The sequence below is a fragment of the Paenibacillus sp. FSL R5-0766 genome, assembly GCF_037971845.1.
GTDB lineage: Bacteria > Bacillota > Bacilli > Paenibacillales > Paenibacillaceae > Paenibacillus.
The window spans coordinates 5,280,194-5,294,198 of sequence record NZ_CP150227.1; the positions used below are offsets into that span (position 1 = coordinate 5,280,194).

The 14,005-nt window shown below is 45.3% G+C and carries 12 protein-coding genes; 1 reads left to right on the top strand and 11 read right to left on the bottom strand.

From position 1 onward, the window contains the following. Window positions 1-11: 11 nt before the first annotated feature. From msrA to MKY66_RS22915, 6 genes are all read right to left on the bottom strand, one after another. The gene (gene msrA / locus MKY66_RS22890) at window positions 12-527 is read right to left on the bottom strand and encodes a peptide-methionine (S)-S-oxide reductase MsrA (protein WP_076212333.1); all 516 of its coding nucleotides are present in this window, start codon (window positions 525-527) and stop codon (window positions 12-14) included. A 375-nt stretch (window positions 528-902) separates the two neighbouring features. After that, window positions 903-1,160, bottom strand: coding sequence for a GlsB/YeaQ/YmgE family stress response membrane protein (locus tag MKY66_RS22895; RefSeq protein WP_017686880.1), 258 nt, complete (start codon window positions 1,158-1,160; stop codon window positions 903-905). 309 nt (window positions 1,161-1,469) lie between these two features. Further along, window positions 1,470-2,774 (bottom strand): AAA family ATPase, encoded by a 1,305-nt coding sequence (locus tag MKY66_RS22900; RefSeq protein ID WP_076212335.1) that lies wholly within the window; start codon window positions 2,772-2,774, stop codon window positions 1,470-1,472. Further along, the gene (locus MKY66_RS22905) at window positions 2,774-4,237 is read right to left on the bottom strand and encodes an RtcB family protein (RefSeq protein WP_076212337.1); all 1,464 of its coding nucleotides are present in this window, start codon (window positions 4,235-4,237) and stop codon (window positions 2,774-2,776) included. Before MKY66_RS22905 ends, MKY66_RS22900 begins: the two co-directional genes overlap by 1 nt. Before the next feature lie 502 nt (window positions 4,238-4,739). Beyond that, window positions 4,740-5,558 carry a TerC family protein gene (locus tag MKY66_RS22910; protein WP_076212577.1) on the bottom strand — a complete coding sequence of 273 codons (819 nt, stop codon included), beginning with the start codon at window positions 5,556-5,558 and terminating at the stop codon, window positions 4,740-4,742. Window positions 5,559-5,835: 277 nt separating this feature from the next. Beyond that, window positions 5,836-6,147, bottom strand: a complete 312-nt coding sequence (locus MKY66_RS22915; RefSeq protein WP_076212347.1) for a DUF3817 domain-containing protein — start codon at window positions 6,145-6,147, stop codon at window positions 5,836-5,838. Between the two features lie 215 nt (window positions 6,148-6,362). Here MKY66_RS22915 and MKY66_RS22920 point away from each other — a divergent pair, with 215 nt between their 5' ends. Then, the gene (locus MKY66_RS22920; protein WP_076212348.1) at window positions 6,363-7,466 is read left to right on the top strand and encodes a glycosyltransferase family 4 protein; all 1,104 of its coding nucleotides are present in this window, start codon (window positions 6,363-6,365) and stop codon (window positions 7,464-7,466) included. A gap of 20 nt (window positions 7,467-7,486) precedes the next feature. On the opposite strand, the gene MKY66_RS22925 is transcribed toward MKY66_RS22920, so the two are convergent. The 5 genes from MKY66_RS22925 to pulA all read right to left on the bottom strand — a co-directional run bounded on the left by MKY66_RS22925 (window position 7,487) and on the right by pulA (window position 13,603). After that, entirely contained in the window at window positions 7,487-7,849 is a 363-nt protein-coding gene (locus tag MKY66_RS22925) for an HIRAN domain-containing protein (protein WP_076212350.1), read from the bottom strand. Between the two features lie 42 nt (window positions 7,850-7,891). Beyond that, window positions 7,892-8,863 (bottom strand): transcriptional regulator, encoded by a 972-nt coding sequence (locus tag MKY66_RS22930; RefSeq protein WP_076212352.1) that lies wholly within the window; start codon window positions 8,861-8,863, stop codon window positions 7,892-7,894. 272 nt (window positions 8,864-9,135) lie between these two features. Further along, complete coding sequence (locus tag MKY66_RS22935) at window positions 9,136-9,657, bottom strand: hypothetical protein (RefSeq protein WP_076212354.1); 522 nt, start codon at window positions 9,655-9,657, stop codon at window positions 9,136-9,138. Window positions 9,658-9,816: 159 nt separating this feature from the next. Next, window positions 9,817-10,446 carry a 50S ribosomal protein L25 gene (locus tag MKY66_RS22940; protein ID WP_076212356.1) on the bottom strand — a complete coding sequence of 210 codons (630 nt, stop codon included), beginning with the start codon at window positions 10,444-10,446 and terminating at the stop codon, window positions 9,817-9,819. A gap of 280 nt (window positions 10,447-10,726) precedes the next feature. Beyond that, window positions 10,727-13,603, bottom strand: a complete 2,877-nt coding sequence (pulA, locus tag MKY66_RS22945; RefSeq protein ID WP_076212367.1) for a type I pullulanase — start codon at window positions 13,601-13,603, stop codon at window positions 10,727-10,729. Between the last annotated feature and the right edge of the window lie 402 nt (window positions 13,604-14,005).

The window sequence follows — 14,005 nt, forward strand, 5'->3', positions numbered from 1 at the left end:
AGAGTACCATCCTATTTCCAATTCTCGTCTATAAATTCGTCCCGTCCGGATAACGCACGGTCTTCCTTATAATGTTTCTCGTTTTTCTTGTGGTAATCCTGATGATAGTCTTCAGCCGGATAGAATACAGCTGCATCCCGAATTTCCGTAACAATGGGTTGATTGAATCGTCCGCTGGCTGCCAGTTCCTGTTTGGACTGTTCAGCAAGCTCACGTTGACGTTCATTATGCACAAAGATCGCCGTACGATACTGTGTCCCCCGATCCTGGAACTGACCTCCGTCATCCGTCGGATCAATCTGCGGCCAGTATAGCTCCAGCAGTCGTTCATAAGGGAATACATCTGGATCAAATGTAATTTCAACCACTTCGACATGACCGGTCTCTCCGGTTTTGACCTGCTCATATGTTGGATTCTCGATGTGACCTCCAGCATAACCCGATATAATGCCATGAATGCCCGGTTGTTCTTCAAACGGTGTAACCATACACCAGAAACATCCGCCGGCGAATGTAGCTTTTTCCATTCCGTTCATCCCCTCTTATCTAAACTACCTTTTACACTTACCACTCCGATGACAGAACAACCTTCTGATCGCTGTTATCCCCAGATTTTTTACATTTGGCTTTACAAGGAGAAAATCTGGTGATAAAGGCGAGTGTATGCTTTCGAAGCAGCTTTCTTACAGAAAACTTTTAGCTCCGCTTCTTCAGGTTATTTCTGTCCTCTACGTTCTCGTGTAAATGCTTAGTCCAATTTATATAGATAGCTATTACGCATATCTTTATATATTTTAAAACAACAAGAGGTTGATTGAAAGCCATGGTTATGGCTCTCAATCAACCTCTTCATTGGTAATGCATTTAGCTGACAACTAATGCAAGAAATTATCTTGATTAAGTTACCCGCGACTACGTCCCATCGAACGGAAAATCAAGCTTACGATGGCTACAAGAACGATCGCACCGATCAATGCAGGTACAATGTAGAATCCGCCCATCTCAGGACCCATATCTCCCAAGATTACTCCACCTAACCATCCACCGATAAAACCAGCAATGATGTTACCAATAACACCACCTGGAATGTCACGACCAACGATCAAACCTGCCAACCATCCAATGATACCACCGATAATTAATGACCATAACCAACCCATATCATTCACCTCTAATTAAAGTTTTTGTTGTTGTCTGTCTACTATTAACCGCTACAGAAGCATTTAAACAATTGGCATAAAAATTTTTGCATATTACCTTTTGTCCCCATGCATCTTCCTCTGCAAAACAAGCCTTGGTCAGGTATGGAAACAGATCGCGTTACTTTCCGGCATCTCACCAGCTCAGGGCTGCGTTATGTACCTCCCGAAAGTCATTGTATGTTAGAGCAGACAAGGTTAGTATCACCAATTGAGGTAGGATTATTTATAAAATTGCGTCATATTATAGGATGGATGGGTTAGGTCTGATCAATAAAAGCCTGCACGGCCCTTACCTGGCTGCGCCAGCCAAGTATGTTTATGGCTCTTGTCCAGCTCGCCACGCATCGACTGAATGACTTTCACTATGTCTGTCTGTCCATTCTGATGCCATTCCAGCGCAGCGCTCACATACAGCTCACCTAGCTGTGCAAGAGAAAACGTGTCGGTCAGGCGGGCTGCTTCTATCGTGCCTTCTTCACCCGCAAATACGGTAAAGCCTCGTTGGCGCAAATATTGCAGGCGCAGCGCTTCATCTGGCAACGGAATTTCATAAGCCCGGTCGAACCGTCCAGCACGGTTCATGAGGCCAGGATCTATTTTCTCCGGATAATTCGTTGTTCCGATCAGGAAAATGCCTTCTTTCGACGTAGCTCCATCCAGTGTATTCAGGAAAAAGGAACGGACTTCATCCGGCATCGAATCGATATCCTCAATGATCAGTACCATCGGTGCCAACCGCTTGGCAGCCTCGAACACTTCACGCACCGATTCACTGTTGGTATACTCCGTAATCTGCCAATACGCAGCCGGGCCCGGGATACTTCCCGCAATGGATTTCACCAACGTGGTCTTGCCGTTTCCCGGATGCCCATATAGCAGAATGCCCCGTTTGTACGGGATATCATAATCTCTGTAAAAGGAACGATCCGCTTCGAAAAATTGATCCAGCGAGCGGAAAATATCCTGCTTGATCTGTGCCGAGAGAACAACATCCTCTCGTCCCACGGAGCGAGTGATGGATTCCACATGGCGATCACTGCCATTCCGGGCATCGGTGTAGACCGTTACTTTTTTCATATTTTGCTGACGTTCCCGCTCCCGTACACTACCCAGAAATTGCTTCATCTCCTCATCACCGATGGCAAAGACAAAGTCTTCACTGTAGATCCCATTCTCTCGGAAAAATGGAACTCGCACAAGTGCTACGCCCCATTTCGGATAAGCAAATACGTTGTTGCGAATGGAGTAGTGCACACCATAAGTGGGTACATCTCCATCATCGTCGTAATGCAACGTCTGAAGCTCCAGATCCTCGAATATACGGGCTACCAATTCCACTTCGTCACTGCCATTTTGCAGATCTTCCCGGAGTAACTCCCAGTATTCATTGTTCGGGTCAGAACTGGCATACAGCTTGTATTCAACCCCATAGCGCTGATGGAGCGCCTCACTGATTCCACGAATCAGCCTTGAATAGATGGCATATCCTTCCACTCGAATTCGGGTATCATGTTGTTTGTCATAGGTATAGATCGCTTGAGTTGGATCTGTTTGTTTTTCGCTTATTGTCATTATTTCGCTCCCTTTACCGCTACAAGCGGTTTGCATTTGGCTACAACTTGAGCCAGGCCTGCGCCGGTAACACTGTCTATAATTTCATCTACATTTTTATAAGCCTGAGGTGATTCGTCAATAATGGATTCAAGTGAGCGTTGATTTACCACAATCTCATCTTCTGTACCCACACCCAGTGCCGTAGCAAAATCTTCCACGCTAATCAATCGTTTTGTTGCCGTCCGTGAACGGATTCGACCCGCACCGTGACATATTGAATAATAATTATCAGCACCCTGCGGCTGACCTACCATGATATATGAAGCAGTTCCCATGGAACCGGGAATAAGCGCCGGATGCCCTGTTGCCAGATAGGGCTTTGGATTGTCCGGATGACCTGCCGGCAACGCACGTGTCGCCCCTTTGCGATGTACAAAAACGGAACCTTGATCTGCGTGAGATTCCTCCCAGGCATAGTTGTGCATCAGATCGTATAACGTACGAAATTCACATTTGGAGCCAAACACATCCCGGAATGCTTCGCGAATAGCATACGCAATCAGATGACGATTGACAACAGCGTAATTCAATGCAGAATACATCATGTTCACATAATGACGACCTTCCGCATGCTCAAGTGGAGCAAATACCAGTCTGGGATCGGATGTACCCAGGTTAAGCCGCTGCATGACTTTGGCAATCGCTGAGGAACTCGTCTGACTTACATAACCACCCCATGCACGAGAGCCGGAATGAATCATGACCACGACCTGTCCATCATACAATCCCCAAGCTTCGGCGATTTCACGATTCTCTTCAGCGATCTCAATTGCCTGGATCTCGGCAAAATGATTCCCCCCACCCAGTGTTCCGAGCTGACGATGCGAACGATGCCATGTCATGTCAGGAACGTGGTTTAACACATCCTCATCGTAACTGAACTTGCTGCTTTCCACATGTGTCATCGCTGTTGATTTTTTCGGTGTATAGCTGTCTGGAATATACTTTTTGGGTAAACCATGCAGTCCTTTACGAACAATATGCTCCAATCTGATATCCGAGTAATGACCTCGCTGGTTCGCCTCCATCGGCAGTACTTTTTCAATCGCCTTGACGAGTTTGCGGCGGAGCTTGATGTCTTTCAATTCGTCCTTGTGCAAGTTCGTCATATGCACTCGCATGCCACAGCCGATGTCACTGCCAACGATGGAGGGAGAAACGTATCCGCTCTGCGCATCCCACACGGCTGTCGTTCCAATGCATGTACCTACCCCGACGTGTACGTCTGGCGTGTAACTCATATAAGAGATTCCCGGAATCTGCAGATTATTGTTTGCCATCTCGAATACCTTGTAATCGAGCGAGGAGAAGAGCTGTTGCGCCGCATATACGGTTAGGTCGCCTGCAGGCAATTTTACTTCATGCCGGTAGCCGCCTGCGATTTCATTTGGATTAGTAAATAAATTAAATTCTGTATTCATAAAAGTGTATTATTCCTTCCTGTACGTTCAGCAAATTCGGTTTGCTGATTCATCTGTATAATAAATATAAAAAAAGCCATAGGCTAATCGCCCATGACTTCTACTGAATGACAATAACGGAGAACAGGACAGCATAAACATGCTGTGTGTCTGTCATCCATCGCTATAATATAAGCGAAGAACGCATATCGATTATAAAACCCGCTAAACGATAAGCCTATCCCCTATGTCGACCGTATGAGGCCAATGAAACGATGAGCCGGATATGCTATTGTGTCTACGTTGCGCCCTGTTTGAATCAAATCATAACCAAGCATCATGTCTCTCGGCCTCCCTTCGTTAATGTTAGTCTTATATTAAGGGGACTAGAATTCATGTGTCAACCCTTTTCTTGGAAATTGGTCCATGGTGTAGATTGCATATGTAAACAAAAACAGGAGATTGTCCTGGGACAATCTCCTGTTTTCCAAATAATAATGATGTTGTTAGCGTAACATGATTATTACAGTCCTGCTTGTTTTTCCAACTCTTCAACCGGATTCTCGTCTTCTTTTTCAGGAACTTTGGAAGACAGGAACCAACCACATACCGCAATGGTGATCAGGACAATATAGAATCCGAATTTCCAAATTTTATTTTCCGGGAAATGCTCATCCAGAACACCCAATGAAGGGTGTGCGAGTGTAATAACTGCCAGCTTAACCCCTACCCAACCTACGATCACAAAGGCAGCAACTTCAAGCCCTGGACGGGAATGAAGCAATTTCACAAAGTATGAAGCTGCAAAACGCATGATCACAAGCCCGATGAATCCACCGAGGAAGATAACGATAAACTGTCCACCGTCAAGTCCGCCAATTGCAGGCAATCCACTTGGTGGCAACGCCACGGCCAAAGCAACCGCAGCCAGAATGGAATCAACTGCAAATGCGATATCCGCTACTTCGACCTTGAAAACGGTCATCCAGAAACCGGATTGTTTTTTCGGTTTCTTAGGCGTGGAATCAGCTGCTTCATCTGTTTTATTGCGACTACCCAGTATCTTTTTAACGATGTGGTTAATCGAAATATACAGGAGATACAGGGCACCGATCGCTTGTACCTGCCATACATCGACGAGGAAAGAGATCAGGAACAACGAACCTAAACGGAAAACAAATGCACCCATCAGACCATAGAACAACGCTTTTTTGCGCTTATCTTCAGGCAAGTGTTTAACCATGATTGCGAGTACCAATGCATTATCCGCTGCGAGTAATCCTTCAAGGACCACTAAGACAGCAAGCACCCACCCATATTCTAATAATAATGAAACATCCAACATTGACTCCTCCTTAATATTCTTATGATGTACAAAAAAAAGGACCTTTACCATCACTGGTAAGGTCCTTTTATATCCACAAAAAGAGACCTTTACCGAGCATGAAAACTTGGTAAAGGTCTCGCTAACAACAAAATTGCTGCCAATAAAGCCGGGGATATGATCCCGAACTGACGACTTTACTGTAAAAGCTACTCCCCTTTAACAGGAATATGTAGTTTTAGTTGGAACGGGTTGTTTAACCTGTACTCATCATATTTCATAACGTTAAATAAAGTCAAGCTTTATTTAGTTGACGATACAGCTTACGGAATACGACAACATCATAGATCATATTCCCCAGTGGAATGAAAGAAACAAAGAACAGAGCAATTGGACGGCGCAGACGCCATTTCTGTGAGGTGTACATAGTCACCATAAATAACAAATACATTAAAAACAAAAAACCGTACAGATTCCCAAACCATGTGACAGCCTGCGGCATAACCCCGGCATCTCTCAACGGAAAAGCAACAAACAGTAACAACACGTACGAAATGCCCTGCAACCACAACAACAGCCGGAAGCGCCCCAGCGTAGAATGTAACATTATTTTCCTCCTGCTTTTATACATGTAACGAATTCAATTGTTCCCGTACAGTATATCACAAAAGCTGAATATCTCGCTTAAATGCCATGCAGCAGATTATTCCTGCACGCTTTATAGGTGGTTCACCTACCATTTCGCAGGAGCCAAATGCTTTAACTTCTCATAAGATATATGACGAAGATTGTTACAGATGTCGGACAAGGAGGAGCCGGATCATGAAAATAGCTATGGTTGCACCCGAGAAATTGCCTTTGCCCGGTAATGGTTCCGTGGAAATCTGTATCCTGGGCATCGCTCGTGAACTAGCCCATCGCCATCAGGTGACCATTATAAGTCGTCAAATGCAAGGTCTCGCCGCCACAGAACAGATCGATGGGATCACCATTCAACGTGTCCCTGCAACGAGCCCTGTCATGTACACCAAAGCAGTCATACGTCTGTTATCCCAACAACCCTTTGATGTAATTCAAGTGGATAACAGGCCACGAAGCATGGCTACCATCAAACGAGCTTTTCCACGCACACCTGTTGTACTCTATCTTCACTCGTTAACGTTTGCTCAGCCCGGACCTTCCACACTCACACTAATGAAAAAAGCCGATTGGATTGCCGTCAATAGTCAATCCCTCAGACAAAGGTTAGGCCGCAGATTTCCCTTGGTAAAACACCGGATGAGTGTTGTTCCATTGGGTGCAGATCTAAGCCGCTTCAGACCTGTTGAATCCAGCGAAGAACAGATTCATCTGCGTACACAATATGGAGTAACTAAACCATTCTCTATTCTCTATGTCGGCAGACTGATCCCTGAAAAAGGGGTAGACGTATTAATTCGTGCAACTGCCTTCCTTCAGCAACAGATGCCTGTTCAACTGGTTGTTGCAGGCAAAGGACCTCCGTATTACATGCGTAAACTTCGCGAACTTGCCCAAAAACAAAAAGTCCATGTTTCCTTCCGTGGTCAGATAAACCATGAGCATATCGATCAGTTGTATCGGGCAGTCGATTGTCTCGTCTGTCCGTCTCAAGAACATGAAGCTTTTGGCCTGGTTAATGTTGAGGCGATGGCTTCAGGATTACCCGTCATTGCTTCGGATAACGGAGGTATTCGTGAAATTATTGAATCAGGTATCAATGGATACCTTGTCACCGCTTATAAGCGTCCCCAACGTTTCACCTCTTACCTGTACACACTTGCAAGCAATCCCACTTTTGCCGAGAAGTTAGGAAAGGCTGGCCGAGACAGCGCAAGGGCATATTTCAGTTGGGCAAGAACAGCCATGCATCTGGAAGCGACCTATACCAGGCTCATCCGTAAATGAGCCTTCTTCTGTTACGATGATCAAGCTTTTTCACGAAATTGCCATCCCTTAATCAAAGAATCCATCTGCGGAACAGGAATGTGACTCATCTCAATTAACTCCATAATCACCATATCTCTCATCATGAATCGTACTTTGGCACACGTGAGTTGATGAAACACATCGTAGAATGCCGTCCCGGCCCAACATCCATGAGGTACGACCAGCGGATCATTAACGATATAACCTACGGCTCCAATCGGGGGAATAACAACCTTAATCGCTTGATGATCCAAACGATTATCTGGATCTTTGACGAGATACACGGTATCCCCCACATGTAGAGCCTGTACTCCATGGTAGTGGTCCATCCCATACATAGCTGCGAATAATTTGGTGCTCATATTACCTGCTCCTTTTCCTGCATTTCTCCATGATTAAAATTTTCACAAAGATACATCGGTTTCATAATGTTCCAACCACTCGACAAGTTGCCTGCGTATCTCTCTACGAAACTCACGAGGTTCAAGTACCTCTGCCTCGGGTCCAAATTGATACAACCATTTCAAAAATTCTCTGCTGCTATTCAGTGTCACTTCAAATAACAATCCCCCATCCGACATATTCGTCATTCGCGGGCGAACAAACATCTCTTCTTCTTTTATGTAGGGGGCCACTTTCTCAGAGAATCTTACCTTGAAATGGATATTTTCGTCGCCACGGTCAATAGACCATGTGTTCTTCATGTACTGTGTTATGTTGAAATCACCCTTGTCGAAACCGGCATTTGTTCGTGTCACATCCAAAAAACGGCTGATCCGAAACAATCGAACTTTTTGCAGCAAATGGCAGTATCCGATCAAATAAAAACGTTGATCACGTGGAATGAGATAATAGGGATCGATATCCCGGACTGTGATCTCATTTCTTGTCAGCGTATGATATTGAGTACGAATGGTTTGCTGGCTTAGAATAGATTCGATAATGGGAATCAGCAAATTAGGGTCTTTTCCTTCCTCACGATAAGCTGGCGTGCCCATCCGAATAATTCCCGCAATATTCTCTACAATGTCACTGTTTCTTGATTTTAATTTGGTATGAGCCGACATGACCTTGTCAAAAGCTGAATCAAACTCAGCAGGTAACTTGGAGGTATCAACTACGGACGGCAGCAAGGAGAAGACCATTGCTTCCTGTTCAGTAAAATCTAATGGATACATCGCAAACTCACCAATAAATCGGTAACCTTTGCCGTATCCTTCATTCATAATTGGGGCGACCCTATCCAAAATCCGGAGATCACGATAAATCGTGCGTACAGTCGTACCGCATTTCAGCGCCAATTCCTTGGCCGAAATTCCAGGATTTGCTTGTATAGCCTGAAGTATACGCAGCAGACGAATTAATTTCTCTGTCATGTAGTTTCTCCCCTTCGATATTTTATCGGCAAGGAAAACTAGTTCCTTTAGTACAGGACTAAATCTTTAGTCCCAATTTTATTTTCGCAATTTCACCATTTTTGTATAGTCCAATTGCACTTTTACCCCCTTTTAATATACATTCTCTTACTTGCTTGCGTAAAACATTAACCCAAAAGACCATAAACCTAAGTCTGAAAGCCTATACAATTTTCTAAAAATAATACAAAAAAAGCCCTGATCTCTATTAAGAGACAAGGCTTTTCTCGAAATTACTGGTTATGCAACTGTAATAATTGACCCATCACATTCGCCATATGCTCACAGAGTTCAGCAATGTCTCCCATCTGGTCTTCATTCACACTGCGGTCAAAATAAACGTGAGCCGTGACGTTATACATGATTGGCTGTTCATCAAAGATATATTGGATGTTCTGGCACATCCTCTGCTCAGGCCAGCTCTTCTGTAATATTGAACGAATATCCAGACACTGCTTCTCAGGCTCCTTCACAACCATGCTAAACCGTAGTTCCAAACGACAACCCGGATTCGCATCAGGCGTCTCCAGGATCTCCGCTGCAAGCTCCTCAAGGGAGCTGCTTAATACTACTTCCCCAGTTACTTCCGGGCGATCCCTGAGACAGAATTGTAATGTGAACTCTCTGGACATCACTGCCATCTCCAGCCGATCTTTACGCCCCGTAATCTGAATACGTTCATCCAGGTTATCCATATCATAGAGATAATTCTCAAACCCGACTTTCAGATTGTCATACACCGTTGGATCAAACATTGAATTAAACCTACTTTCTAACCCTATTAACTTGTATTGTAGTACATTCTCATTTTTCATGCGACCAGCACAATCTCTTGTCCTGAAAGTATAAAAAGCCCAGTCACCAGGACTGGGCATCGGCTAAACCTGCGATCTGATAAGATCCCTGAGCTTCGCTTATTCTTCTGTAGCTTTTTCTTCAGCTGCCGGTTCAGCTTCCTCAGCAGAAGCCGTTGGCTCTTCCTCAGCGGCTTGTGGCGGCATGACGGAAGCGATGATGGACTCAGGTGATGTTATGAGTGTCAAACCTTTATCCAGTTTGATATCCGCAGCAGTCAAGCGATCACCAATATCCAAGCCGCTAACATCCACCTCAATGGACGTTGGCAGATCCGCAGGCAACCCTTCTACTTCCAGCTGTGTCTCCTGTGTCTGGAATACACCGCCAGCTTTCGAGCCGGCTGCTGTACCCTGGAAGTCGATCGATACACTTACACTGATCGGCTTGTTCTTGGAAATTTGCAAAAAATCTACATGCAGCAAACGTCCGTTACGCTCTTGCTGATCCTTGATCAGCACCGGAACCGTTTTACCGCCCTCCACATTCAGGTTGAACATTTCGGAGCGGCCTGTGCGCGCCACTTTCAGCATTTCTTTTTCATCTACATGTATTGAAGCACCTTCAAGTCCCGGGCCGTAAACGACTGCAGGAACTCGTCCGCCTTGTCTTAACAGGCGCAGTGCTGCACCTTTCTTTTCCGTTCTTGGCGTTGCTGTAAGTTGAGCCATTTTTCCGTTGGATTTCATGATTGAACATCCTCCTTCAAGGGATCACTACATTATATTTGTTGGAAAGCGCTGAGGCTTATCTCATAGACCATGATGGTCTTTTTTCCATTGGCCGAATCGTGGGCCATATCTATATTTACCCCAATGATAGAGGATCTCAAACACGAAAGAGGACAATTAATTATTTTTCGGCAAGTTATGCGGCTTATAATCAGACCAAAAAAGCAGTTGGAATCTCTTCCAACTGCTGGTTTAACAAGGTTTTGACGAACTACATTCGACGTTATAAATAAAGAAACTATGCGCTATCACGATCCACTGTTTTTTCGCTTTCACGAATGATCTGCATCTCGTCTGATCCGCTACGGACAATAATGTGCACATCCCCGTCTTCAGGTACAATGTCCACGTAACGGTCTCCGCACGTATCTTTAGCTTCCCATTCGTTTAATCGAATGATCAATCCCAGGTGATGCAGACCCGGAGCAACGCGGAAGCGGGCTTCGGCGGCATTTCCGACTTGTTCCAGCCGTACGGCTCCGTCCTCCATACCTGTGCCCCATACCCAGACATCCCAACCTTCATAATGCTGGTCTTCCCGTTCGTATCGAAGCGTGACGGTTCGCGAAATCTGTTTATGAATCGTTACGCCAAGCGTTGCCCGAATTCCTCCAGCCTCAGCAATAATATGGGTTACTCCAGGTGTCATCGCACGTACGATCCCTGCTGCACTCACCGCTGCAAGTTCTGGATGAGAAGAGCTCCAGCGTATATTCGAATCCTGAAGCGGCTGACCAAATTGATCCAGAACCAAGGCACGGAAGCGACTGATTCGAGTCATGTACATGACAGGTTCGCCCACAATTTCGATTCGTTCAGCATGACGATAATCCACTTGTAACATACAGCTTGCCGTTATGTCCCCACAGTGGACTGTAATCGAAGCTTCCCCCTGTTCCAGTGCATGGATTGTTCCATCAGGCTGGATCTGAATAATATCCGGATCAGAAGAAGTCCAGGTAACTGGAGCTTTTTCTACCACATTGCCAATACTGTCCCGTACGATCGCTCGCAGTTGAGTAGTCTCCTTCGGACTATATACGTGGCGAGGAAAACTAATCTCCACCGTTGATGGTTCAGCGCCTCCAGCATGCTCTGTGTCATACAGTACCATTAAAGACCATCGTTCTACCTGAGCAGTACCACGAACAGTCTCGATCACGTCTGTGCCTGCCTGATGATCATTGACTACAACATGCCAGTCCCCTTCCCCCAGGTCAACATGCTGCTCATGTTCCGTTCCGTTATAGATGACCATAATCTGATTCCAGGTGTCATGATTCGCACCATTCTGAAGTATAAAGGCAACTACGTTCCCATCCGCACGAATAATACGAAGGTGATTTCGAACCTGTTCAGCATCAATCATCCGAAAAGCGGGATGTGTTCTCCGTAAATGAATAAGACCACGATAGTAGTCAAACACCGGTCTGAAGCGTGATTTGTTGGCCCATGTGATGGCGTTCACCGCATCCCCGCTCCGATAACTGTTATGATCACCGGCTTTGGATCTGAGCATCTCATCCCCTGAATGCAGAAACGGAATTCCCTGAGAAGTCAGCAGAATGCCGGAAGACAGCAAAGAGCGACGAACCATCTCATGATTCAAAACATCATCTGCATCCACATACCGATATGGATCTGCTGCTTTTACAGCGGACTCAGCACTCCCACCACCCACGGGCTGTCCGTCCTTCCATACGGGAAATCCTAATTCATGTCTAAGGTTCATTGTTGTCGCAATTTTATCCCACAGATTGAGATTGTCATGGGCAGTTACATAATTGACAACCTCCACAGGTGAAGATGTGAAATCATCCAGTGCTCCCGCTAATCCCCTAATAAGCTCATATTCCTGCCCTCCGGCACCCGTAACAAACCCTCTTCCACTGCCATCACTATCGCCCTTGATTGCACTGCGAAAATGATCATTAAATACTGCAAACCCCTGACCTCGCTGGGTTCCTTTTAATGTTTTACGGTCCAAAGGTGAATCTCCACCCATCCAGGGTTCCCCATAGATCAGAAACGCCGGATCGATCTGTTCCTTCAATTCGCGTGTCAATTCATTCATCGTTTCCGTATCAATCAGGGCCATGAGGTCAAATCGAAATCCGTCCACATGATATTCTTCTGCCCAATATCGGAGAGAATCCAAAATATATTTTCGCACCATTGGACGTTCTGTCGCCAATTCATTGCCTACACCAGAACCATTGCTGAGGGTGCCATCCTCCCGATAACGGTAATAATATCCTGGTACAATCCGTTCAAAAGGTCCCTCTTCCACGCTATACGTGTGATTATAGACAACATCAAGTACAACGCGAATGCCTTGTCTGTGCAGCGATTGAACGAGTGATTTGAGCTCCCGGATTCGAATTGCAGGATCACGAGGATCTGTCGCATACGAACCTTCGGGAACGTTATAATGCTGGGGATCATACCCCCAGTTGTATGGTGCTCTGACGTTTGAACCCACATCTGCTGTAGCGAGTTCATTCACCGTTTGATAATCCGCCACAGGCAGAAGATGTACATGAGTGACTCCCAGTTCGGCAAGATGGTCTACGCCAATACTATTGCCTGCTCTATCTGTCAGACCGGATGCCGTGAATGCCAGATATTTTCCCTTATACGGAATATCTGCATGTGGATCCGAGGAGAAATCACGAACATGCAACTCATATAACACGGCATCGATAGGACGCAGAAAAGCAGGTTTGACATCCAGATCCCAATCGACCGGATTGGTGGTCTCCAGATCTATAATAGCCGTTCGTTGCCCATTAGCCGTTACCGCTCTGGCGTAAGGATCAACAACTACTTCAATCCGCTGATCATCATGGATAATTCGGTACATATAATAATGTCCTGCCCAATCGCCGCTGAGATTCAGACTCCATATTCCGTCCGCATCACGTGTCAAGAAATGTTCCTGCCCATTTTCATGATCTTGTACTTTACCACTATCGTTGTAATGCCCTTCATCGTCAAAAATCAATATATATACCTGCTGTACCGTAGGTGCCCACAATTTAAAAGTACTTGCTGCACGAGTATATGTTAAGCCAAGATCGTTGCCTTCGTAACAAAAAGAAGTCCATTCCGGCATCGTTCCCACCGCCTTTATATCCATTGATTTCGTGTTGTCCCGATGTTACGGAGTGGGACGTTGTTTGTCAACCCGGGGTTGTCTGTACTCATCATATCGGTCCAATTTGCATATTCAATTAGCAATCGCTTTCAAAATATAGGATATGAAAATAAGCGCCATAGATTGACAGCATTTGTACCTGTCCTGACAAAAAAAGTTTGGAATATACAAGAATATAATGCAGGATGTCATTTGGTTGAGATTAAAAATGCACTAACCGGTGCACAGCATAAAGAAGGTCTAGACATGACAATGTATAGTCCTGCGACCCAGGCAATGGTCTCTGACGCATCAACAAATCCCCCTTTCTTACGAGAAAGGAGGATTTGTTTTATCTCAATTTATTTGATTAAATTTGAT

Excerpts from the sequence above, each read along its gene's own strand:
- MKY66_RS22925 (WP_076212350.1), bottom strand. The coding sequence starts at position 7,849 with ATGAGCACCAAATTATTCGCAGCTATGTATGGGATGGACCACTACCAT.
- MKY66_RS22905 (WP_076212337.1), bottom strand. The coding sequence starts at position 4,237 with ATGAATACAGAATTTAATTTATTTACTAATCCAAATGAAATCGCAGGC.
- MKY66_RS22940 (WP_076212356.1), bottom strand. The coding sequence starts at position 10,446 with ATGAAATCCAACGGAAAAATGGCTCAACTTACAGCAACGCCAAGAACG.
- MKY66_RS22920 (WP_076212348.1), top strand. The coding sequence starts at position 6,363 with ATGAAAATAGCTATGGTTGCACCCGAGAAATTGCCTTTGCCCGGTAAT.
- MKY66_RS22895 (WP_017686880.1), bottom strand. The coding sequence starts at position 1,160 with ATGGGTTGGTTATGGTCATTAATTATCGGTGGTATCATTGGATGGTTG.
- pulA (WP_076212367.1), bottom strand. The coding sequence starts at position 13,603 with ATGCCGGAATGGACTTCTTTTTGTTACGAAGGCAACGATCTTGGCTTA.
- MKY66_RS22900 (WP_076212335.1), bottom strand. The coding sequence starts at position 2,774 with ATGACAATAAGCGAAAAACAAACAGATCCAACTCAAGCGATCTATACC.
- MKY66_RS22935 (WP_076212354.1), bottom strand. The coding sequence starts at position 9,657 with ATGTTTGATCCAACGGTGTATGACAATCTGAAAGTCGGGTTTGAGAAT.
- msrA (WP_076212333.1), bottom strand. The coding sequence starts at position 527 with ATGGAAAAAGCTACATTCGCCGGCGGATGTTTCTGGTGTATGGTTACA.
- MKY66_RS22930 (WP_076212352.1), bottom strand. The coding sequence starts at position 8,863 with ATGACAGAGAAATTAATTCGTCTGCTGCGTATACTTCAGGCTATACAA.
- MKY66_RS22915 (WP_076212347.1), bottom strand. The coding sequence starts at position 6,147 with ATGTTACATTCTACGCTGGGGCGCTTCCGGCTGTTGTTGTGGTTGCAG.